This is a genomic window from Bacillus sp. HU-1818 (assembly GCF_022695965.1).
GTDB classification, from domain to species: domain Bacteria; phylum Bacillota; class Bacilli; order Bacillales; family Bacillaceae; genus Bacillus; species Bacillus atrophaeus.
Genome location: NZ_JAAPBE010000002.1, coordinates 914,048 through 935,129, shown reverse-complemented (window position 1 = coordinate 935,129; position 21,082 = coordinate 914,048). Strand labels below are relative to the sequence as shown.

Here is a 21,082-nt window from a genome sequence, read left to right as displayed (position 1 = left end):
TCCTCGCGGCCTTAGAACAGCATGTATCAATTTGCACATTTTGAATGAAGCTATTTATCATCTTTTTTCTCATCTTTCTTATCATTCTTATCTTCTTTTTTCTCTTGTTCTTGTTTTTCTTTCTCTTCCGCTTTCTTTTTCTCTTCCTCTGCTTTCGCCTCTTCTGCGGATGTTTGTTCGGCTGTATCGCTTTGAGCGTTTTCAGTGTCTGATTCTTCTTTTTGTTCATTTATTTCTTTATCTACTTTTTCTAGCTCACTTTGTACAGAGTCGAGTTCTTTTTGTTTTTCTTCATCTTTCATACTGTCATCTGCTAATAGTTCTTGTTTATATTTAATGAGGCCTAAACCTATATATGGGTTGTATTCAAGCTTGCGCCCAATGCTGATTGCTTCTTTGTTATCGCCTCTTCCAATATCAATCCAATACAGAAAATGCTGAGGGTCTGATTGAAGCGTGACCAGATTTTGAATATTTTTCCGTTGGTTCTCACCTAGTTTTTCAACCGCCACGTATGATGATGCCAGTTGATACTGCACCGATTCCGGCAGGCTTTCCGCATCGTATTTGGACAGCTTGCTGATGACTTCACTATATTGCTTATTTAAGAACGCGCGGTTGCTCTCCACAATCGCTTCATGCTTCGGCTGGGCGAAAAATAATGTATACATGGCATAAATCAGCGACGGAACGAGCAAAACAATCAGCGCCAGGCCGATATACCTTTGGATGCTCCACTTTTTTCTCGGGATATGTATGTATGTCTTCTCTTTGGCTTCAAGCTGATCAATATTGGTCTGAATGAGTTCAAGCAATTCATCAGCCGTTTTCGCGTTTAATATTTCCTTTGCTGCCGTTGAAAAGGTCATCGTTTCGCTGAATTTGAGATAATCTTCAAACGCAAATTCGCCGTCTACAGCCAAGGCTGCGGCAGCTTTCAATTCGTTCCACACTCTCTCCTCATCATTGTCATATGGAGGGATGCTTTCTTTCACTCCATAATGAAGGAAGTATGGCGTTAAGCCCTTGTTGAATACGATATTTTCCGGTGCGACAATCAGATGAAGCCGCTTCATTGTGTGCTGCTGGACAGCCTGAACGAGCTGATAGGCGAATTGCCACTTGCTTTTTTTATCTTTAGCTTTGATAGAGCGAAATTCTTTGTATGAGGGAGGAGGTTGGACTGTGATGTTCACTTCATCTTCTGTGATGCCGATCTCTTTATGAAAAAATGGATTAACATCTTTAATCACATTTGCTTCGAGACCGTTCAGAAGTTTGATTTTTTCCCGCTGAAAGGTAAATGTATAGCCTGTTTCCGTCTTTGCGGTTTCAGCTTCTAATTGGTTTTCTAAATAGGACTTTTTTTTATCTGACATTCAACCAGATCCTTTCATAGTATTTCAAGCCGGTCTCCGCTTGTAATGCCGCAGTCAGATAATTTGCACTCTCCAGAAAACACTGTTTCCTTATTTACCACTCTGACCCAATAGCCTTCTCGCGGAGGAAGTGAGACGCTTTGGGCCTGCCAAGCGATATCAATCACTTTTTTCACCGGGTGGTAATCTGACAATCTGAGGTCGAAGACACTGCCGTTATAATGTTTCAAATCTATGGTAATATCAATATACATTTATAATCACCCTTACATAGAAAGAGCGCCATCTTCTTTCAATCAGGCGCTCCTTCGCTTTCATACTATTATCCGCGGATTTGGCTTGCGATATCTTGGTCAGTAGACTCAAGAGTGTTTGCTGTTTGATCAAGCTGCTGATTCACATCTTGAAGCAATTCTGACATTTTGATGAATGAAGGTTTGAGCTGCTCATATTGATCTGCGAACGCTTCACTTGAAGCACCTTCCCACATTCCTTTTAAATCGGAGATCATTCTGTTTAAACGATCTACCTGATTCATTACTTCTTGACTTTCAACGCCATATTGCTTTGCCATTGCTCTTAGCTCTTCGGGTGTGACACGAATAATTCCTGACATATTCCTCATTACCTCCTGTGCCATCAGCCTAAATATGGGCTAATTCACTTATTTTTAGAACGTTTCTATTATAAAAACAAGATTTCGGTATAGTCAAACAAATATGTTTTAATTTTACAAAATGAGTCCATTGGGGTATCTCTCTTTACGTAAAAATTCCATAAAATATGAAACAAATAGGTTTATTTTCTTACATATTCCTTCTTTTTCCGATTGGTTCAAAAGACTCAACTATCGCAGTCTTTTTAGAAAGGAAGCTTTCAGAAAAATTGAGGCCTCTGCACCAATTTCAATGAGATTCATTTCGCATGTCTTCCCATCCGAATAATCCTTCGTTCACCAAGCAGACAAACAGGCCGTGTCAGATGATTTTTGTTGATTTCCCCAAACAACTGCACACATAATAAAAGCAGGGGATGGCATCTTGCCAACAACATATGAAAGCTATGAAAAAGTAGGGATATGTATGACCAATCTAAGTGATCCGTTTAAATACAGTTTTGACAGGCTTGAGGATGTCGCCGACCATATCAGCGAGGTTCTTCAATGCCCCATTACAATAGAAGATGTCAATCACAAGCTGCTTGCGTACAGCACCCACAGCGATTGTACTGATCCGGCCCGGACGTCTACGATCATCGGCAGAAGAGTGCCCGAAAAGGTCATTAATAAATTATGGAAGGACGGGACGATTCCCGCTTTGCATAAAACGGACCAGCCGATCAGAGTGAAGGAAATTGATGAGGTCGGCCTAAGCAATCGCGTGGCCATTTCCATTTGGAAAAACAATCAGGTGCTTGGTTTCATCTGGGCGCTTGAAATTCAAAAGACGCTATCGGACGATGATTTGCTGACCTTGCAAATGGCTGCAAAAGCGGTGCGGAATAAGCTCCTCAATCTTCAAATCAGAAAAACAAAAAATGAAGAACGCAGCCAAGAATTCTTTTGGAAAATGCTGACCGGCCACATACATGAAGAAAGTGAAATGGCAGAAGGTTTTCATAAGCTCGGGATGGCGGTCCCTCCTGTTTTTTCTGTCATGATTATTCGCTTGCAAAGCGAAATGACTGAGAAAAAAGAACGGCAGCTGCAATATTTACAAGAGACCACCCAGCAGGTTCATGTATTGCTGGCAACTGCGGATTATAATGAACTTATTATTTTAACAGCTCCCAAAAATGATCAGCCCTTTAAAGATCTGAAGCAGTTTGCTTTCCGCATACAAAAACAGCTGACAGAGCGTTATAAATTGGGGGACGCTTCAATTGCTTTCGGCGGGATATACGAATCAATCTCAAATGTATACCGCTCCTACCAGGAGGCTCTCGCTGTCTTAAAGGCAAAAGAGCGATTTGTGAGAGAAACCAAACACCTATTCAGCTTTTCGGAGCTGGGCATTTATCAGTATCTCGATGTATTGGATGAAAAACGCAAGCATACCGGATACTTCAATTACTCTCTGGCAAAGCTGGAACAGTACGATCAAGAGCATCAATCAAACCTGGTTGAGACCTTGGAACGGTTTATAGACGCTGACAGCAACGTCAATACAGCCGCAAAAGCTTTAAATATTCATGTGAACACGCTGAATTACCGGCTGAAGAGAATCAGCCAGATCGCTGAATTCGATTTAAAGAATATTAATGAGAAATTCACGATGTATCTGGATATCAAGCTTCGAAACACTCATTTGTGAAATTTCACAAATCGGTGTTTTTTTATTTTCTTTTTCAAACAAAGAATTTTCTTAAAAATCGGGATACACTAAAAGCATAGCAACTACGCAACAAATGGGAGGAAACAGATATGATTATCGGAGTTCCAAAAGAGATAAAAAATAATGAAAACCGTGTCGCTTTAACGCCGGGCGGGGTTTCACAGCTCGTCAGCGGAGGCCATCGCGTATTCATCGAATCTAACGCCGGGCTTGGAAGCGGATTCGAAAATGAAGATTATGTATCTGCAGGCGCAGAAATCATCGCGGACGCCAAACAGGTGTGGGATGCCGAGATGGTAATGAAGGTCAAGGAGCCTCTTCCTGAGGAATATGCGTATTTTCGCGAAGGGCTTGTTTTATTCACCTACCTTCATTTAGCCGCAGAACCTGAGCTTGCAAAAGCATTAAAAGATAAAGGCGTAACTGCCATTGCATATGAAACGGTAAGCGACGGGCGGTCATTGCCTCTTCTCACGCCAATGTCAGAGGTAGCGGGAAGAATGGCAGCACAAATAGGCGCGCAATTCCTTGAAAAGCCAAAAGGCGGAAAAGGCATTTTATTAGCAGGCGTGCCTGGAGTTTCCCGAGGCAAAGTAACGATTATCGGCGGAGGAGTGGTCGGTACAAACGCAGCGAAAATGGCTGTCGGGCTGGGTGCTGATGTTACGATGATCGACTTAAACGCTGACCGTTTGCGCCAGTTGGACGATATTTTCGGCCATCAGATTAAAACGTTAATCTCTAACCCCGTCAATATTGCAGATGCTGTAGCAGAAGCGGATCTCCTCATTTGCGCCGTATTAATTCCCGGTGCAAAAGCTCCGACACTCGTTACGGAAGAAATGGTCAAACAAATGAAAGCCGGCTCAGTGATTGTTGACGTCGCCATTGACCAAGGCGGTATCGTGGAGACTGTCGATCATATCACAACACACGATCAGCCGACTTATGAAAAACACGGCGTTGTGCACTATGCTGTTGCAAACATGCCGGGAGCTGTGCCGCGTACATCAACAGTGGCATTGACGAATGTAACGGTTCCTTACGCTTTGCAAATTGCGAACAAAGGCGCTGCTGCAGCAATAGCTGAAAATCAGGCATTAAAGGCCGGATTAAACACAGCGAACGGCCATGTGACATATGAAGCCGTTGCAAGAGATTTAGGATATGATTATGTACCCGCCGAAAAAGCCTTACAGGACGAGTCTTCTGTGGCAGGCGCTTAATAAAACATTAGCTTGCAGATTCCATTCTGCAAGCTTTTTTTGTAAAATATGCTCTTTTTCAAAGGAAAAAAGAGATGGCAGGCCGAAATAGATGATTATACTGAAGGTAAAGGGGGATTCGTATGGCAGTTCAACAATATGGAGTGTTAAAAGGAATCGTCTCAGATATGAGAAGAGAAACAGATATTGACAGTCCGCATTTCCAAGTAGAAGTGATTGGTGAAAAGGATACGCGTTATAGATGTGCGATTAATGTGATGTCCAGTTCTGAAGAGTCAGAGGTTTTGTATCTGGCTGATGATCAGTTTGATTCTAGTTCCATCACCTTACTTCCGAACCTGCCGTATGGATATAAAAAGATTGATGCCGCGAATCGGGATCTTGCTTTAGACTATGTGCGGGGCAATCTTTTCGATTCTGCAAAAATGAAACCTCTCCCTCATGAAGTGACCGGGCCTGATAATGACTTAAATGATTTTATTGAAACCTACATGCAAAAGGCCAAAGAAGAAAAAGCGCCCGTTTATATTTACGGGTCAAAGTTCGGACCGGAACAGGCGCCGGATAAAATTTTCGGTTTTACCCCGACAAACGGGATGCACAATATTCACATGAATCAAGGAAACGCCATGGATACCCGGTGGAAAAAAGATAATGGCTCATGGCATGATGGAGGCATTTTGATACAATTTGCCGACCAATGGGCGGCAGTGTTTTTAGCTTTCTTATCACAATCTTGGTGTACCGACGATGAGGGCAATCCTGTAGAGGACTGTGACCATACACATCAAAAATATTAAAAAAACGCTCCTCCCTTTCGGGGGAGCGTTTTTTTATGGAGTGATACGTGAACCGCAAGATCCTTTTAAAAAAGAAAGACTGCCGGCGTGATGCCGGCAGTCTTCTTTAAGATAGTGACACGACTATAGCTTCTGATACAGACCGTCGATCAGCATTACTTTTCTTCGGCAATGCCCGCCTTAGGTTTAAGGCTGTTCGGCTGCATATTATGCCAGTGTGAATTAATGTAATCGAGGCAAGCCTGACGTCCCTCCTGCTCATAGACTACACTCCAGCCGTTCGGCACTTCAATGGAGCCGGGCCAGAGTGAATACTGCCCTTCTTCATTAACCAGCACAAAGTATGTGCCGTCCGCATTCTCAAAAGGATTTGTCATCTGTCATTTCTCCCCCGATTCATTTTTTCCAGTTTTTCAGCAAGAATCTGCCCAATTTCAGCAAGCGGTCCCGGCTGGCACAGATCCTTATGGCGGCAATCAATATCATGTTGTTCGATCCGTCCATTGACATATTGCATCCACGAATCAGGTTCAATTGGATCGAACCATTCCGGTATGACGGTTGACCTGAAGAACAGAAGGCTGCCATGATATGTTTTAGGTGTATAGGCGCCTAAAATGCCGACGGAATTGACGTACGTTTCTTTCAAGTTTAAAATGACAGATTCGTCAAGACTGGCTAACGCGCTCCCGTCACTGCGAAGAATGTCAATTGCATTGTCAAAATCCATCGGTTTGTCTCCCAAACTATCAGGATCATATCCTCCCAAAGCCAGCAGCGCGATAAGTGCTTCCTGTTCATCAGGAGCTTCTTTAATAGGCAAGAAATGGTTTGGATAGGCATCCAGCATCACAAGGAGCGAAACCTCTTCGCCTTGGTTTTGCAGCTGAGTCGCCATAGCATGAACCACATTGCCTCCAAGCGACCAGCCAAGCAAATGATAAGGACCTTTTGGCTGCACCGTACGAATATGTTCGATATAATCCGCTGCCATTTCGTCGAGTGATTTCGGAAGGTTCTCACGCTGTCCAATCCCGCGCGCCTGTAATCCATAAATCGGATAATCTGTCCCCAAAGATGTCATCAGCCCGGCATAGCACCAGCTAAGTCCGCCGGCGGGATGTACGCAAAACAGGGGCAATTGCTCTCCATGCGTTCTCAGCGGCAGCAAGACATCCAGCGCGCTTTGGCTGGAGCCCATCTCAAGCCTTTCAGCAAGACCGGCTACAGTCGGTGCCTCAAACAGATTGCCGATGCTCAGCTCAACTCCGAGAGCCTCACGAATCCGGCTCATCAGCTGTACAGCAAGCAGCGAGTGACCGCCAATGTCAAAGAAACGGTCATCAATGCCTACGCGCGGCAAGTTAAGAACCTCAGTGAACAAGTCACACAAAATTTCCTCTTGCGGGGTTCTTGGTCCCCGTCCGGTAACGTCCGCTGCAAAATCAGGCGCCGGCAATGCCTTACGGTCAAGCTTGCCGTTTGGTGTCAGCGGCAGCTCGTCCACCATTACAAAAGCTGAAGGAACCATGTAATCCGGGAGACTGCCGGCAGTATAGCGGCGAAGTTCTGCTTGATCAGGAACGGCTTGGGAAGCAGCCGTGGTATAAGCGACAAGGCGTTTGTCTCCCGGCTGGTCTTCACGGACGACAACCGCGGCTTGTCCGACATCAGGATGCTGAACGAGCACAGCTTCAATTTCACCTAATTCAATTCGGAACCCGCGTATTTTGATCTGATGATCCGCACGGCCCATGTAATCCAGTGAACCATCCGCACGCCGCCGCGCCAAGTCGCCGGTCCGATACATTCGAGTGCCCGGAGGACCGAATGGATCAGCGATAAATCGCTCAGCTGTCAAACCAGCACGCCCTAAATATCCTCGCGCAAGCCCTGCTCCGGCGACATACATTTCTCCCACTACGCCCGGCGGAACAGGCTGCAATCCGGCATCAAGCACGTAAACACCAAGATCAGGTATTCCGCAGCCAATAAGACTATTAGCCCTCATGGCGGCAATGTCCCTATCAAGCTCAATATAGCTGACATGAACCGTCGTCTCAGTAATGCCATACATGTTAATCAGCTTCGGTGCATTGTCCGGATGGCGTTTATACCAGTCTTCTAAGCGGCTAAGCTCAAGAGCTTCACCGCCGAAAATGACAAAGCGCAAACAAAGAGCCTGACCGAGCTCGTCATGTTCCCGTTCCGCCTGCATAAATTGATAGAATGCCGATGGTGTCTGGTTCAGAACCGTCACACCTTCTTTTACAAGCAGAGATAGAAAATCTTCAGGCGACCGGCTTATCTCGTGCGGCACCACTACAAGACGTCCGCCATGCAGTAAAGGACCCCAAATCTCCCAAACTGAAAAATCGAAAGCATAGGAATGAAACATCGTCCATACATCTGATGAACTGAATTGGAACCACTGTTTGGTAGAGCCAAACAGTCTGATGACGTTCTGGTGCGGTATGATCACACCTTTTGGAACACCGGTTGAACCGGAGGTATAGATAATATAAGCCGGATGAAGCGGTGACAATGGCTGGACGCGGTCATCATCATTCGGATTGCTGTCGTTATATTTGTTTAATTTCTCAGCCGTTTTAGGATCATCAAGTATAATCTTCGGCAAAGAATCTGTATCAGGAACTTTTGCCTCAGCCTGCGTGCCGGTGATCACGCATACGGGCTGGGCATCGCTGAGCATAAATGCCAGACGGTCAGACGGATAGTCAGGGTCGAGCGGCAGATACGCCGCGCCTGCCTTGAGGACCGCCAAAAGACCGACAACCATATCTAACGAACGCGGAAGGGCCAAAGCAACAATTTGTTCCGGTCCCACTCCCCTGTCAATCAGCATATGGGCAAGACGATTCGCCCGTTTATTCAGCTGGTCATAGCTCAGTGCAGCGTCCTCAAACACTACGGCACAAGCTCCAGGATTTATTGCGGCCTGCTTCTCGAATAATAGCGGCAAGCATGTTTCTGTTTTTTCTTGAGAAACCTTATTCCAATCCGCCAGCATGTTCCGACGCTCCTCAGGTGTGAGGATGTCCAGGCTTCCAATCCGCTGATCCGGATCAGCCGCTGCTGCTTCCAACAACCTCAGGAGCCGTGCCGCAAGCGCTTCGACTGTTTCTTTCTTAAATATATCTGTACTATACTCCACCAATCCATCGAGTCCGGCCGGTGTGCCGTCTGAATGGCGGCGTTCACTAAGCTCTATTGTTAAATCAAATTTGGCAGATCCGACACTGCTGATGTGAAGATCGCTGTGGATACCTGGCAAATCCAGTACAGCGTCCGGCGTATTCTGGAATGCCAGCATAATTTGGAACAGCGGGTGTCTGGCCCGTGATCTCGCCGGATTAAGAACTTCGACGAGACGCTCGAACGGCACATCCTGATTTTCATATGCCGCCAGATTCACCTCTCGAACTCTGTCGAGAAGCTCCCGGAAACTCGGATTACCGGAAGTATCTGTTCTCAGCACCAAAGTGTTAATAAACAAGCCTACAAGATCACCTAACGCATCATCGCTGCGGCCGGCAATCGGGCTTCCGATCGGAATATCAGTGCCTGTGCCGAGACGAGTGAGCAGTGCGGAAAGGCCTGATTGCAGCACCATAAACAGGCTGACCCTGTTATCACGTGAGAGGCCATGCAAACGATGGTGCAGGTCCGGATCAATATTGAAATGAATCGTATCCCCGCGATAACTCGGCTCAGCGGGACGCGGATAATCAGCAGGCAGCTCCAGCTGATCAGGCAGATTCGCCAGCGTCTCACTCCAGAAATCAAGCTGTTTCGCAATCAAGCTGTCCGGGTCATTCTCACTGCCGAGCAGGTTTTGCTGCCAGAGTGCGTAATCAGCATATTGAATTTTCAGCGGCGGCAATTCCGGAGCCCGGTCTTGACAGCGTGCCGTGTAAGCTGCAGCAAGGTCACGAGTAAGCGGCGTTAATGACCACCCATCACCTACAATATGGTGAAGCAATAACAGCAAAACATGCTCATCCGTTCCAGTGACGAACAGTTCGGCGCGAATTGCCGGTTCAACGGCGAGATCAAAACAATATCTCACAGCTTCAGACAGTGCCTCAGAAAGCGCATTTTCGTGAATGCCAGTAACAATTAATTCAGGACGTGCCTTTGCAGCATCCAAAATGAGCTGACGCGATGTTCCCTGTGACTCCGGGAAGATGGTGCGCAAGGTTTCATGGCGGGCTGCAACGTCACGTAGAGCATCTTGCAGAGCATCTCGGTTCAATTGGCCAGATAAGCGTATGACCACAGGAATATTGTAGGTCGGGCTTGGCCCTTCCAGACAGTGCAGGAACCACAATCGGCGCTGGGCAAAGGAGAGCGGAATTTCCTCAGGTCGAGCCGCTTTCTGCAAAGCAGGACGAGCACTCTGCGCTTGATCCAGCTGTGCGGCAAGACCGGCCACTGTAGGATCATCAAACAGTTTGCCGATGCCCATCTCCGCCCCAAGGGTATCGCGAACCCGGCTCATCAATCGTGCAGCAAGCAGAGAGTGTCCACCCAGTTCAAAGAATCCGTCATCTATCCCTACACGTGAAAGACCGAGAACCTCAGCAAACAAATCACAAAGAATTTCCTCTTGCGGCGTCCTAGGGCCGCGGCCAGCCACCGACGCGGTGAAATCAGGCGCAGGCAGCGCTTTTCGGTCCAGTTTCCCATTTGGTGTCAGCGGCAATTCATTCACTGAAACAAAGGCCGATGGCACCATATAATCAGGCAGACTGCCGCCGGCATACCGCCGAAGCTCTGCAGACTCAAGATTCGCTTCCTGCGAAAAGACGACATAAGCAACTAAACGCTTATCTCCCGGCTGATCTTCCCGAACGACAACCGCAACCTGTTCGATATCAGGATGGCGGGCCAGTACGGCATCAATTTCCCCCAGTTCAATTCGGAAGCCGCGAATCTTAATTTGATGATCGGCACGGCCAATGTAATCCAAGGAACCGTCGGTACGCCATCTTGCCTGATCACCTGTGCGATACATGCGGCAGCCCGGCGGACCATAAGGATCGGCAACAAAACGCTCGGAAGTCAAATCGGCACGGCCTAAATAACCTCGGGCCAGCCCGTCACCGGCTATATACAGCTCTCCCACAACTCCTGGCGGAACAGGCTGTAAACAGTCATCCAGCACATATACCTGCGTATTCCAAATCGGTCTGCCGATTGGCGGCACTCCCGCCTTCTTGTCATCAAGCACGGCTGCAGTCGACCAAATTGTCGTTTCAGTAGGTCCGTAAAGGTTCGTAATTTTACACTCGAGTTCCTGTAATGCATTCATTAGACCGCTCGGCAGCGCTTCGCCGCCGACAAGTACTCTGAGCCCTTTTAATTTTTCGGGACTGCCGGTCACAAGCGCGTGCCACAGCGTCGGAGTAGCTTGCATGATTGTGATGTTGTGCTTTTCAATCATTTTCGTTAATGCCGGCGGATCTTGAATCGTTTCCTTTTGAGCGATGACAAAACCGGCGCCGTTCAGAAGGGGAAGGAACAATTCCAAAGCTGAAATATCAAAAGCAACTGTAGTTACAGCGAGCAGCCGGTCGTGTTCATCCAATGAAAATGTCTCCCGCATGGACATAAGAAAGTTGCTTAAGCTTTTCAAGGTGACGACGACGCCTTTAGGCCTTCCGGTCGAACCGGATGTATAGATGATATAAGCCGGATGAAGAAGCGACACCGACTCCGTACGGTCGGCATCAAGCGGATCAGCGACTGGATAACGCTCCAATACTTTAGAGGTTACGGGATCGTCAAGCACGAGCTGCGGTGTTGTGCCGTCATCTGGCAGGCTTGATGCAACCTTTTCAATCGTGATCATACACGCAGGCTTCGCATCATTTAGCATATAGGAGATTCTGTCAGCCGGAAAATCAGGATCAAGCGGCAGATATGCAGCACCCGTCTTCAGGACAGCCAGCATTGCAACGGCCATATCCGCAGACCTCGGCAAAGCCAAAGCCACAAATTGCTCCGGGCCCAGACCGCGGGCAATTAATAAATGAGAAAGCCGGTTCGCACGCTCATTCAGTTCTTTATAACTCAGTTCAGCCTCATTACAAACGAGAGCAATGTTTTCCGGCGTACGGATAGCCTGTGCCTGAAATAACTCCGGCAGACTCGCTTGAGGCGCCGTACGGGCTGTATCGTTCCACTCAACTAATACACGTCGGCGCTCCTCTGGCAAAAGAAGATCCATTTGCCCAATCGGCGTTTCCTGTCCGACAGCTATTGCCGTTTCCAGAAATCTCAGAAAACGGTGTTGATGAAGCTCCAGATCCTCACTACTGTAGACTTCAGGGTTCGCATCCAAATCAATTCTTAACCCTCTGCCATCTGATCTGTCGTACACATTAATTGACAAATCATCGACAGGCCCAGCCGAGAGATTATGTGTGGTACCGCGGCAGCCCGCAAAGTCGAGACCGTAGTCAAACGGCATAAGATTAATCTGCGGACCGAATAACCTATGATTATCTCCAATCAATTTAAGATCCCGGCGCAGCTCTTCATGCCGATACTTCTGATGACGCTTGATTTCACGAATTTCCTGTGAAACCTGAGAGACAAGTTCGGCAAAGCTCATATCCGGACGCACTGACAATCGCAATGGAAGCAGATTCATGACCATACCGGGGATATTCAGCGAAACCGAACCGAGTCGTCCCATCATCGGCAAGCCAAGAACAACATCCTCAGCACCTGTCATTCTGTGTATGTAGGATGCTGTCGTTGCAATGACAAGTTCATGCCAGTTTGCCGCATGAGAGCGTGCGGCTGCTTTCAGTTCATCTGCGCTGGCTTGGGACAAATACGCCGTCTGGCGAAGAAAGCTTTCCGACGTCCGTGGCGCCCGGTCAGCCAAACTGACAACGTCCGGCTCATCCGCAAAGCGCTCAAGCCAAAATTGCCGATCCCGTTCAAACTGCTCTGATGAGCGATACTCCTCATCTTCTTGCAGAATGCGCTGCAAAGAACCAAAGCCCGCTTCTTCAAAAGGAAGCTCATTCACAAGTGCAGTATAGATTTTTGACACCCGCTGGGCAATAAGCGAGAAACCGAATCCATCAATTGCAATATGATGAATGCGCTGATACCAGAAGAAGCGATTAGGCGCAACCTTAAACAAAGCTTCGTTGAACAATGGGCCGGATGTCAGATCGACAGGCTTTGCCAAGTCTTCTTTCATCCAATGTAATGCTGCCGCCTTGGGATCAGGTTCTTCGCTGACATCAATAAAGTGCAGCGGAAAATCTTGGGACGGATTCATCTTCTGCCAAGGTCCGTCCACATTTTCACCAAAGCGGACATGCAGCGATTCTGCTTCCATTACAGCGTGCCTTAAAGCTTTTTCAAACAGGACAGCATCAACAGGTCCATCAATTTCTATGTATTCGCCGGTATTGTAAATAGGATTATCCGGATCAAGCTGCTGAGCAAACCAAATGCCGGCTTGGGCTCCGGATAAAGACAATTGAGCATCTTTTGTTTCTGTATCAGGCATTCATATGACCTCCTTTATAGATAGTCTGCGTTGGGCAGCACCTTCTGTGAACGTGAAGAAAGCAATCTCCACCAATTTTCGAGCGTAGGATTTTCAGCAAGTTCAACAAATGTAACCTCCGCTCCTGCACGGCGCCACTGCTCGACAAGGCTCATGATCCTAACTGAGTCAAGCCCTCTGTCAATCAAATCATCGGTGTCTGCAATATCAGCAGGAGACTCTTGAAGAAGCTCAGCAATTTGCTGACGGACTGCCTGCTGTGTCAGCAGTTGTGAGGACGAACTGGATGAAGGTTCAGAAACTGATTTCGGCGCGTTCTTCAGTTTTTCAAGCAAATCAAGGGTTGAAATGGTGACCGCACAGCGTCCGGCTGCATATTCAAGAGACATTTTATGCTGTTCCAATGAAAAATCAGCTACCGCATCACCGACAAAAAACGGCTCAACATCCTGCATGAATGCGTCACATGCGGTCAATAGACATCCGATATTTGCATATATACCGCAGATGATCAGCTGATCGCGGCCTTTTTCCCGCAAAATATCCAGCAGATTGGTCTTTTTAAAAGCGCTGTATCTCCACTTGGTCAGGACAGTATCTTGATCATCAGGAGCAAGCTCGTCAACAATCTCCTGCTCATAAGGGCCGTCATTGAGGCCGGGACCCCAAAAATCAGTCAGAAGAGCGCGGTCTTCCGGTGCTTGTGCGCCCGGCTGAGCCGTATAAATGACAGGTATACCCAGCTCTGCACATTGGCTTTTCAGCTTACGAATATTGTCTACAAGCTCGACTACAGGCGATGTTCCGGCTGTAAAAGCATCGACAAAATAGTTTTGCATATCATGAATCAGGAGAACTGAACGCTTCGGATCAGGCTCCCATGTTACTTTATTATTCGGCAGGTCCGATGCTGACGGCATCGGATAAGAAGAAATGGCAGGAATAGCCATTTACATCACGTCCTTTCATCTATTTGGCAAAACGATTTTTTATTATTTTCCTGCAGGGGCTTTTGAGACAGACAGCTTTTGGGCAATCGTCTCACGGAGCGCCTTTTTACTCACTTTTCCTACGCCTGTCTGCGGAAATGAATCAATGAACTCTACCCGATCGGGAATCTTATATGCCGCCAGCCCGCGCTCCCGAAGGAATGCTTTAAGCTCACCGGCTTTTGGAGGATTTCCGCGCGGGATGACAAATACACAGGAACGTTCACCAAGAAACTCATCAGGCATGGATACCATCGCCGCATCATGTACATGAGGATGGGCAAGAAGGTGGTTCTCGACCTCCTCGGCAGCTACTTTGTCCCCGCCCCGATTAATTTGATCCTTGGCACGTCCCTCTACGACGACATAACCTGATTCAGTCAAGCTTACGAGATCGCCTGTACGGTAGAAGCCATCCGGAGTAAACGACTTCGCGTTATGCTCGTCGGCTTTATAGTACCCGCGGATCGTATAAGGTCCCCGGGTCAGCAAATGCCCTGTTTGGCCTTGTTCAACTTCACGATCGTCGTCATCTAACACCCGAACCTCATCAAACGGTGACATCGGTCTGCCTTGCGTATTGACAATCAATTCTTCCGGGTCATCCAGTCTCGTATAATTGACCAGTCCTTCTGCCATTCCGAATACCTGCTGCAAGGTGCAGTCAAACGTCGTTTTAACCCTCCGTGCAGCCTCTGCACTGAACTTGGCGCCTCCCACTTGGAGCACCTGAAGACTTGTTAGGTCATCCTGCCTTGTTGACACAGCATCCATCCACACCATAGCAAGCGGCGGCACCAGCGCGGTAATCGTGACACGCTCCCGCTCAATAAGGGGAAATGAGTCATCCGGGCTTGGCGTCGGGGCAAGAACAACTCTTCCTCCGGCATATAAGGTACCAAGAACACCCGGCGAACTTAGCGGATAATTATGAGCCATCGGAAGAGCTGCCAGATACACACTGTTTTCATCAAGATGGCAGACCTCAGCACTGATTCGCAGGCTGTATATATAGTCATCATGAGTCCGCGGGATCAATTTCGATAACCCGGTGCTTCCTCCTGAAAGCTGAAGAAAAGCAACCTCGGCGGAACTGACTTCAGGCAGATTGACAGGGTCAGCGTGCAAGTCGCCGAGCGCTATAAACTCTTCCGCTTCACCGACAACAACCACGTGCTGCAGCGTAGGAAGCTTGTCCTGAACCTGTCTGGCAAGTCCGCGATAATCAAATCCTGAATATGTGTCAGGTATGATATAAGCCGCAGCCTCTGCAAATTCACAAAAATAAGTGATTTCACTGCTTCGGTGGGAAGGCAGGGCAAAGACGGGCAGCGCACCCAGTCGGAACAGCGCAAAGCACACTTCAAAGAACTCTGCGATATTGGGGAGCTGAACCACCACACGGTCCAGCTGCTTGATTCCTAATTTCCGGAATCCCGCTGCCAGACGGTCTGCTCTTTCATCAAGCTCTTTGTAACTCCAATTTCTTTCTCCGCAGGTGACAGCAATTCGTCCGCCGTATAAAGCGGCCCGTTCCCTCAGCATTCCGCCGAAGGTTTCACCCAGCCAGCAGCCTTCTTTCCGATATTTTTCTGCAAATTCATTAGGCCATGCATGGCATCCAGTCAGCATCCTTTATCCCTCCAACAATGATTTCAGCAATTCGTTTTTCAGGCCCATAGCCAGAAGCATCGTGCGAAACTTGGCTGAAGTCTCCGCCAGCTCGTCTTCGGCTTTTGATCCTTTGACAACGCCCGCTCCTGCGAACAGACGAAGCGCGTAATCCTCTGCTTCTGCACAGCGGATCGTGACGACCCAATCACCGTCCCCCTCAGAATCACACCAGCCAACCATTCCCGTAAAGAAACCGCGGTCAAAGGGTTCAATTTCTTTAATTGCTTCCCGTGCCGAATCGGTCGGCGTTCCGCAAACGGCCGGAGTCGGATGAAGTGCAATTGCCAGGTCCAGCGCAGACGTTGACGGATCAGAAAGCTCCCCTCTGATTTCACTGGAGAGATGCCACATTGTCTCGGTTTGGACAAGAGAAGGTTCAGCCGGAACATCCAATGTCCGGCAAAACGGCTGGAGTGCGGCGACAACCGCATCAGCAACCACTTCGTGTTCATGCAGATCTTTGGCAGAAGAAAGCAATTCCGCCGCCCTCCGCTGATCCTCAACTGGATCTTCACTGCGAGGCCTGGATCCTGCCAGAGGATTCGACACTACCTGTGTTCCCGATCTGGAAACAAGCAGTTCAGGGCTTGCTCCGATTAATGTCCGCCGGCTAGGAGACGCGCCCAAATCGGCGCTGTCCGTTTCCTGTTTCGATACATCTGCGGCAAAGGTATAGCCGTTTGTATTATGCTGCGCCAAATGATGAAGCAGGCTTTCAATATGAATAGGTTTCGGCGAAGTGAGCTGCAGCGATCTTGACAGCACAATCTTGCTCAGATCGCCGGCCTCTATTCTTTCCAGTCCTCGTTCAACGCCTCTCATATATTCCGCAGGCTCAGGAATCGGCTGCATTTCGTATGTATTCTCTGGCGGCTGCTGATGACGGCCGGCAGGATCTAATTGAAGCGGGCCCGACCAGCGAATGTTCATCGGTACAATAAGCTTGGCTGGTTTTGTATAGTCAAAAGGAATGGCCCCTGCAACGGCAGGATTGCTGTGTCCGGATTCCTTGGCCTCGTTTAGGACGGCGGCAATGCGCTCGGGCAGATCTTTTAATTGATTTTCATGCCCATCCCGGTTTGGCACCTCGGCAAAAGCCCCCTCCGCAAGCAAAGTCCGATGCGGGGTGGATAAGAAAAAAGAACCTGCTCTGTATTGGCTGAGAAGCTGTTCCGCTTTCTCTTCAGAAATAACATGATGTTCCGACATTTTTATAGCCTCCTTTTAAAATGGTCACACACCTAACGTTGCGCCGCCGTCAACACGCAAATCGTGCATTGTGATATGCCCTGCCCGGTCAGAAACCAAAAAGAGCACGGCATTGGCGATATCAGATGGCTTGGCGATCTTTTTCAGCGGAATTCCTGTTTTGAATGTTTCAAGTGAGCCGGCAATTACTGCCTGAGCCCCGTTCTCATCTGGCCACAGCGACCATTGCATCTCCGTTTCCGTTGACCCTGGAGAAACCACATTGCAGCGGATATTATATTCCGCAAGTTCCAGTCCGAGGCACTTCGTAAACATCGCGGCTGCCGCTTTGGAAGATGCATAAGCTGCCATAGACGTACGCGGCACAGCAGCGGCATTTGAGCCTACCGTTACAATTGAACCTGATCTTCGACTCGTCATGTATTTGCTGACCGATCGGGACACGTTGAATACGCCAGTGGAATTAACTGAAAAAGTCGCCTCCCAATCGTGATCGCTGATAGATTCAATCAGCCCGGGACGAAGTACCCCTGCAACGTTTACGAGAATGTCTATCGGGCCGATTTCTCGTTCGATTCTCGCCGTTATCTCATCAACCGCACTGCTGTCACCTACATCAGCCGGGAAGGCTTCCGCTTGGTGCCCGTCAGCTCTAAGGCCTGCCATCAGTCCATTAAGTTTCTCCGCATTTAGATCGACTGCCGCAACCCTTGCTCCAAGTTCAGCAAGTGCACGAGCAACTTCTTCCCCGATGCCTTGAGCAGCTCCGGTTACTAAAGCGGTCTTTCCCTTAATTCCCATAACATCCATCTGACTCATTTCCTTTCTCTTCATGACGCTTTAAGTCCCATACCAGACTTCCGGCGGACGAACGAAAGCACACCGCGCCTCCGGACAGGGCGGCGGGCGGCCTTGTTCATTTATTTAGCATGAAATATCGCTTTATATTGATAATGATAATCATTATCAATTAATCTTCAAAACTATCATAACTAAATCAAATCTTTCAGTCAAATACATTTTTAGCTTATCGGTGTCTATTTCAGTCAATATTCAGTCATTTCCAAGCATATTGAGGCATGAATAGCTCTCTTTTTCCCATTACCTAAATAATAGGAAAATAGATTCACTACAGCAGCATATCTCCGAGCTGCCTCTGACATGATGCTGCAGCGGTGTTTGTTAAACTACAGGTTTGGACCGTCAGGATGCAGGGCAAATCGTAAAGCTCTGCTGATCAAAACGGGCAGCACCGATATATGTCCTTCTCCCTCAAACTCGTGAAATTGCGTTCGCACTCCGTGCCCGGCCAGGGACGACAGCTGTTCTGAAAGCTCTTTCGCATGATCATTTATGCGGCTTTTATGGCTTTTCTCTAATTCTCCCGCTGCGAGCATGACATTGACATTCAGCTTTTCCCGGCTTACACGGTCGCCAAATTGGCGGGACTCCTTATGAATAAACCGTTTGTTCCAATGGATAGATGGACTCCCCGCGATATATGTTTGGAACGCATCCGGTTTTGTAAAAAGCACTTGCAGCACAAAAAGTCCTCCAAGAGAATGACCAAAAATCGTCTGCCTGCTGGTGTCAATCTGATAATCACGCTCGATTTCAGGTTTTACTTCCTCTTCAATAAAGGTTAAGAAATCCTCAGCTCCCCCTTGTTCCGGCCACGGTGTCCCGCCAGGTCTTGAAGGAAGCTCTGAATCAGGGAGCGGCAGTGTAAAATCACAGTGGCGGGCCGGAGAAAACGGTGCCTCTGTCTGATAACCAATGCCGACGATGACTGCCGGAATAACACCTGTTTTTTCCGGACGCCGGCTTTGCACGCGAATTGCCTCTGTCATCGTTCCGAATACGGAATTGGCGTCAAGCAGATAAATGACAGGATAACCAGCAGGAGGCGGATCTTCACTCGGTTTTGACACAAAGATTTGATATTCGCGATTTCCAGTACGTGAATACATCAGACGTGATTCTGTTCCCGGTATCGTGAATGCGCGAGCGGACAAGGCTGCCGCCTGTTCAGTCTTTTTTCCGTCCATTTTATATACCTCCTTTCTTCCTCTCGATTAGCTGAGGGTGATGATATGCCCGAATATCATAGTCAATTTAGGATTCAAATGATCAATTTCATGGTGAAACAGGAATGGGTTTTTATTAAAAAATACCTAGTGATAATGATTTTCAATATCAACTAAACACCTCAAATAATAGTTTCTCTGACAAAGAAAGTCAACTTTTTTCCAAATAAAAAAGGCACCTAATTTGAATAAGGTACCTAGGAACTAGATTGATGGAAAATAATTACTTTCATTTCTCGTTTAAGAAACTGATACGGAGCATCTATTGGATACTTTATCAACTTCATATAAAACCAACGAATGGTCCCGGCATAAAAACCTGCATTCCAATGACTTAGTTGTTCATCCAATACCCACAATATGGTATTATTACTCTTAACCTTGTAATCAGGAAGTGGATATCGTTATGAACAACGAAGAACCAGATACACCCTTTAAAGACTTAACATTCAGTTCTAAATTACTAGTCATCGCTTCACTATTACTCATTATTGCTGCGGCCATTGGGGTCATTGTCGGCGGATATTTCTTTGGCATAAAAGGTTTATTTTCAATCCTTGGGGTTACATATGAATCTGATAAAACATTACTGTTTTTTATATTGGGCTGTTTTGGAGCGGGATTGATTATAGAACCATGTATTAAGTTGTTTTCCATGTTTGTTTATCATTTATCGGCAATGAAAAAGACAGCCATAACCAGGCTGGTATTTTATTTCATTGGCAATGTTATCACTATCAGTATTGTAGACTTTTTCATGGATTCTATTTATATTCCAGATTCTCTCATTACTGTTATTTCGGCAGTAATGGCTTTCGCCGAACTGGCATTTGATGATAAGCCTGATCAATAGTCTGCTTCAGCCGTGAACTTTTTCCTTTCCTGATCCGTATTAATTGAGTAAGGAGGTCTTTTATTGATGAAGAAATATGAATTTGTAAGAGTTGAATTAAGTTCCATGAGAAGAAGACCTAAAGAGGATTATCAAGAAATCATACATGAGTATGCGAAACAAGGCTGGAAGCTTGTTCAGATCTTTGCTCCCAGTATTGACGGCTACGGTGCGGCTGCTTATTTTGAGATCATATTTGAAAAAGAGGCTTAGTCATTCGGCTGAGCTTTTTTTATGTATGTTTTTCCCTTTTTTTCAAGGCTAGATGAAGGGAGATTCCATAACAAATTAAATAAGGGGAATAATCTCCCCTTATTTAATCCCATTGAAATCTTTGATTTTGCCACGGATCGCCTCTCATATGGTATCCGTTTTGTTCCCAGAATCCCGGGTGGTTTTCTTTCGTAAACTGGATGCCGCGCAGCCACTTGGCGCTTTTCCAAAAATACAGATGAGGAAAAACCCCTCTCAGCGGAAAGCCGTGTTCCGGTGTTAAGGGTTCCCCGTTATGCTCATATGCGAGCAGAGAGGTTTCTGCTATAAAATCCGCAAGAGGCAGATTGGCCGTCCAGCCTTCTTCCGCATGCAGAATAACGAAGCCCGCTTCTTTCTTTACCTGCGCTTTTTCCGCGATATCTTTTGCCCGCACTCCCTTCCACACATTATCAAGCCGGGACCAGCCTGTTACGCAATGGATATCATTTTTCGTCTCAGCTGCCGGAAAAGCTTTTATATCATTGAAGCTTAGAAGCATCGGCTCGTCAACTAATCCGTAGACTTGCAGATTCCACTTCGTCATATCCTTATAATACGGCACGTTTCCGGCATGAAGCACGGGAAATGTGGTTGTGACGTTTTGGTTGGGCGGCACTCTTCCGGATTGATCGGTTTGCTTTGGTTTTCCGAAAAACATACGGCTCCCTCCTTATGTTAAC

General features: G+C 47.3%; 16 protein-coding genes. 5 read left to right on the top strand and 11 right to left on the bottom strand.

Annotation, left to right across the window (positions count from 1 at the left end; genetic code table 11):
* Positions 1–50: 50 nt before the first annotated feature.
* From essB to GXP75_RS10030, 3 genes are all read right to left on the bottom strand, one after another.
* The gene (essB, locus tag GXP75_RS10040) at positions 51–1,379 is read right to left on the bottom strand and encodes a type VII secretion protein EssB (protein ID WP_242556709.1); all 1,329 of its coding nucleotides are present in this window, start codon (positions 1,377–1,379) and stop codon (positions 51–53) included.
* A gap of 14 nt (positions 1,380–1,393) precedes the next feature.
* Positions 1,394–1,633, bottom strand: a complete 240-nt coding sequence (yukD, locus tag GXP75_RS10035; RefSeq protein WP_010789800.1) for an ESX secretion system protein YukD — start codon at positions 1,631–1,633, stop codon at positions 1,394–1,396.
* Between the two features lie 68 nt (positions 1,634–1,701).
* Positions 1,702–1,995, bottom strand: coding sequence for a WXG100 family type VII secretion target (locus GXP75_RS10030; protein WP_010789801.1), 294 nt, complete (start codon positions 1,993–1,995; stop codon positions 1,702–1,704).
* 466 nt (positions 1,996–2,461) lie between these two features.
* Here GXP75_RS10030 and GXP75_RS10025 point away from each other — a divergent pair, with 466 nt between their 5' ends.
* The 3 genes from GXP75_RS10025 to GXP75_RS10015 all read left to right on the top strand — a co-directional run bounded on the left by GXP75_RS10025 (position 2,462) and on the right by GXP75_RS10015 (position 5,738).
* A complete protein-coding gene (locus GXP75_RS10025) occupies positions 2,462–3,691 on the top strand; it encodes a sporulation transcriptional activator AdeR (protein WP_061570941.1) in 1,230 nt (409 codons plus the stop codon).
* Positions 3,692–3,801: 110 nt separating this feature from the next.
* Positions 3,802–4,938, top strand: a complete 1,137-nt coding sequence (gene ald / locus GXP75_RS10020; protein WP_061570565.1) for an alanine dehydrogenase — start codon at positions 3,802–3,804, stop codon at positions 4,936–4,938.
* A 122-nt stretch (positions 4,939–5,060) separates the two neighbouring features.
* Positions 5,061–5,738: a YukJ family protein gene (locus GXP75_RS10015; protein WP_242556708.1), complete on the top strand. Its 678-nt coding sequence runs from the start codon at positions 5,061–5,063 to the stop codon at positions 5,736–5,738.
* A 155-nt stretch (positions 5,739–5,893) separates the two neighbouring features.
* Here GXP75_RS10015 and GXP75_RS10010 read toward each other — a convergent pair whose 3' ends face one another.
* From GXP75_RS10010 to GXP75_RS09980, 7 genes are all read right to left on the bottom strand, one after another.
* The gene (locus GXP75_RS10010; RefSeq protein WP_061570567.1) at positions 5,894–6,115 is read right to left on the bottom strand and encodes an MbtH family protein; all 222 of its coding nucleotides are present in this window, start codon (positions 6,113–6,115) and stop codon (positions 5,894–5,896) included.
* A complete protein-coding gene (locus GXP75_RS10005; protein ID WP_242556707.1) occupies positions 6,112–13,296 on the bottom strand; it encodes an amino acid adenylation domain-containing protein in 7,185 nt (2,394 codons plus the stop codon). The genes GXP75_RS10010 and GXP75_RS10005 overlap by 4 nt, the downstream gene beginning before the upstream one ends.
* A 14-nt stretch (positions 13,297–13,310) precedes the next feature.
* Entirely contained in the window at positions 13,311–14,246 is a 936-nt protein-coding gene (locus GXP75_RS10000) for an isochorismatase (protein WP_242556706.1), read from the bottom strand.
* A 42-nt stretch (positions 14,247–14,288) separates the two neighbouring features.
* The gene (locus GXP75_RS09995) at positions 14,289–15,917 is read right to left on the bottom strand and encodes a (2,3-dihydroxybenzoyl)adenylate synthase (RefSeq protein WP_242556705.1); all 1,629 of its coding nucleotides are present in this window, start codon (positions 15,915–15,917) and stop codon (positions 14,289–14,291) included.
* 3 nt (positions 15,918–15,920) lie between these two features.
* Positions 15,921–17,168 (bottom strand): isochorismate synthase DhbC, encoded by a 1,248-nt coding sequence (gene dhbC, locus GXP75_RS09990; RefSeq protein WP_242556704.1) that lies wholly within the window; start codon positions 17,166–17,168, stop codon positions 15,921–15,923.
* A gap of 24 nt (positions 17,169–17,192) precedes the next feature.
* The gene (locus GXP75_RS09985; protein ID WP_106045503.1) at positions 17,193–17,978 is read right to left on the bottom strand and encodes a 2,3-dihydro-2,3-dihydroxybenzoate dehydrogenase; all 786 of its coding nucleotides are present in this window, start codon (positions 17,976–17,978) and stop codon (positions 17,193–17,195) included.
* 377 nt (positions 17,979–18,355) lie between these two features.
* On the bottom strand, positions 18,356–19,216 hold the full coding sequence (locus GXP75_RS09980; RefSeq protein ID WP_242556703.1) for an alpha/beta hydrolase: 861 nt from the start codon (positions 19,214–19,216) through the stop codon (positions 18,356–18,358).
* A gap of 445 nt (positions 19,217–19,661) precedes the next feature.
* Between GXP75_RS09980 and GXP75_RS09975 the strand changes: the two genes are divergently transcribed.
* Both GXP75_RS09975 and GXP75_RS09970 read left to right on the top strand, forming a co-directional pair.
* Positions 19,662–20,108, top strand: coding sequence for a YrvL family regulatory protein (locus GXP75_RS09975; RefSeq protein WP_242556702.1), 447 nt, complete (start codon positions 19,662–19,664; stop codon positions 20,106–20,108).
* A 66-nt stretch (positions 20,109–20,174) separates the two neighbouring features.
* On the top strand, positions 20,175–20,360 hold the full coding sequence (locus GXP75_RS09970; RefSeq protein WP_003327123.1) for a DUF4177 domain-containing protein: 186 nt from the start codon (positions 20,175–20,177) through the stop codon (positions 20,358–20,360).
* 103 nt (positions 20,361–20,463) lie between these two features.
* On the opposite strand, the gene GXP75_RS09965 is transcribed toward GXP75_RS09970, so the two are convergent.
* A complete protein-coding gene (locus GXP75_RS09965) occupies positions 20,464–21,060 on the bottom strand; it encodes a sulfite oxidase-like oxidoreductase (RefSeq protein WP_061570576.1) in 597 nt (198 codons plus the stop codon).
* Positions 21,061–21,082: the final 22 nt, after the last annotated feature.

Excerpts from the sequence above, each read along its gene's own strand:
- essB (WP_242556709.1), bottom strand. The coding sequence starts at position 1,379 with ATGTCAGATAAAAAAAAGTCCTATTTAGAAAACCAATTAGAAGCTGAA.
- yukD (WP_010789800.1), bottom strand. The coding sequence starts at position 1,633 with ATGTATATTGATATTACCATAGATTTGAAACATTATAACGGCAGTGTC.
- GXP75_RS10030 (WP_010789801.1), bottom strand. The coding sequence starts at position 1,995 with ATGTCAGGAATTATTCGTGTCACACCCGAAGAGCTAAGAGCAATGGCA.
- GXP75_RS10025 (WP_061570941.1), top strand. The coding sequence starts at position 2,462 with ATGACCAATCTAAGTGATCCGTTTAAATACAGTTTTGACAGGCTTGAG.
- ald (WP_061570565.1), top strand. The coding sequence starts at position 3,802 with ATGATTATCGGAGTTCCAAAAGAGATAAAAAATAATGAAAACCGTGTC.
- GXP75_RS10015 (WP_242556708.1), top strand. The coding sequence starts at position 5,061 with ATGGCAGTTCAACAATATGGAGTGTTAAAAGGAATCGTCTCAGATATG.
- GXP75_RS10010 (WP_061570567.1), bottom strand. The coding sequence starts at position 6,115 with ATGACAAATCCTTTTGAGAATGCGGACGGCACATACTTTGTGCTGGTT.
- GXP75_RS10005 (WP_242556707.1), bottom strand. The coding sequence starts at position 13,296 with ATGCCTGATACAGAAACAAAAGATGCTCAATTGTCTTTATCCGGAGCC.
- GXP75_RS10000 (WP_242556706.1), bottom strand. The coding sequence starts at position 14,246 with ATGGCTATTCCTGCCATTTCTTCTTATCCGATGCCGTCAGCATCGGAC.
- GXP75_RS09995 (WP_242556705.1), bottom strand. The coding sequence starts at position 15,917 with ATGCTGACTGGATGCCATGCATGGCCTAATGAATTTGCAGAAAAATAT.
- dhbC (WP_242556704.1), bottom strand. The coding sequence starts at position 17,168 with ATGTCGGAACATCATGTTATTTCTGAAGAGAAAGCGGAACAGCTTCTC.
- GXP75_RS09985 (WP_106045503.1), bottom strand. The coding sequence starts at position 17,978 with ATGGATGTTATGGGAATTAAGGGAAAGACCGCTTTAGTAACCGGAGCT.
- GXP75_RS09980 (WP_242556703.1), bottom strand. The coding sequence starts at position 19,216 with ATGGACGGAAAAAAGACTGAACAGGCGGCAGCCTTGTCCGCTCGCGCA.
- GXP75_RS09975 (WP_242556702.1), top strand. The coding sequence starts at position 19,662 with ATGAACAACGAAGAACCAGATACACCCTTTAAAGACTTAACATTCAGT.
- GXP75_RS09970 (WP_003327123.1), top strand. The coding sequence starts at position 20,175 with ATGAAGAAATATGAATTTGTAAGAGTTGAATTAAGTTCCATGAGAAGA.
- GXP75_RS09965 (WP_061570576.1), bottom strand. The coding sequence starts at position 21,060 with ATGTTTTTCGGAAAACCAAAGCAAACCGATCAATCCGGAAGAGTGCCG.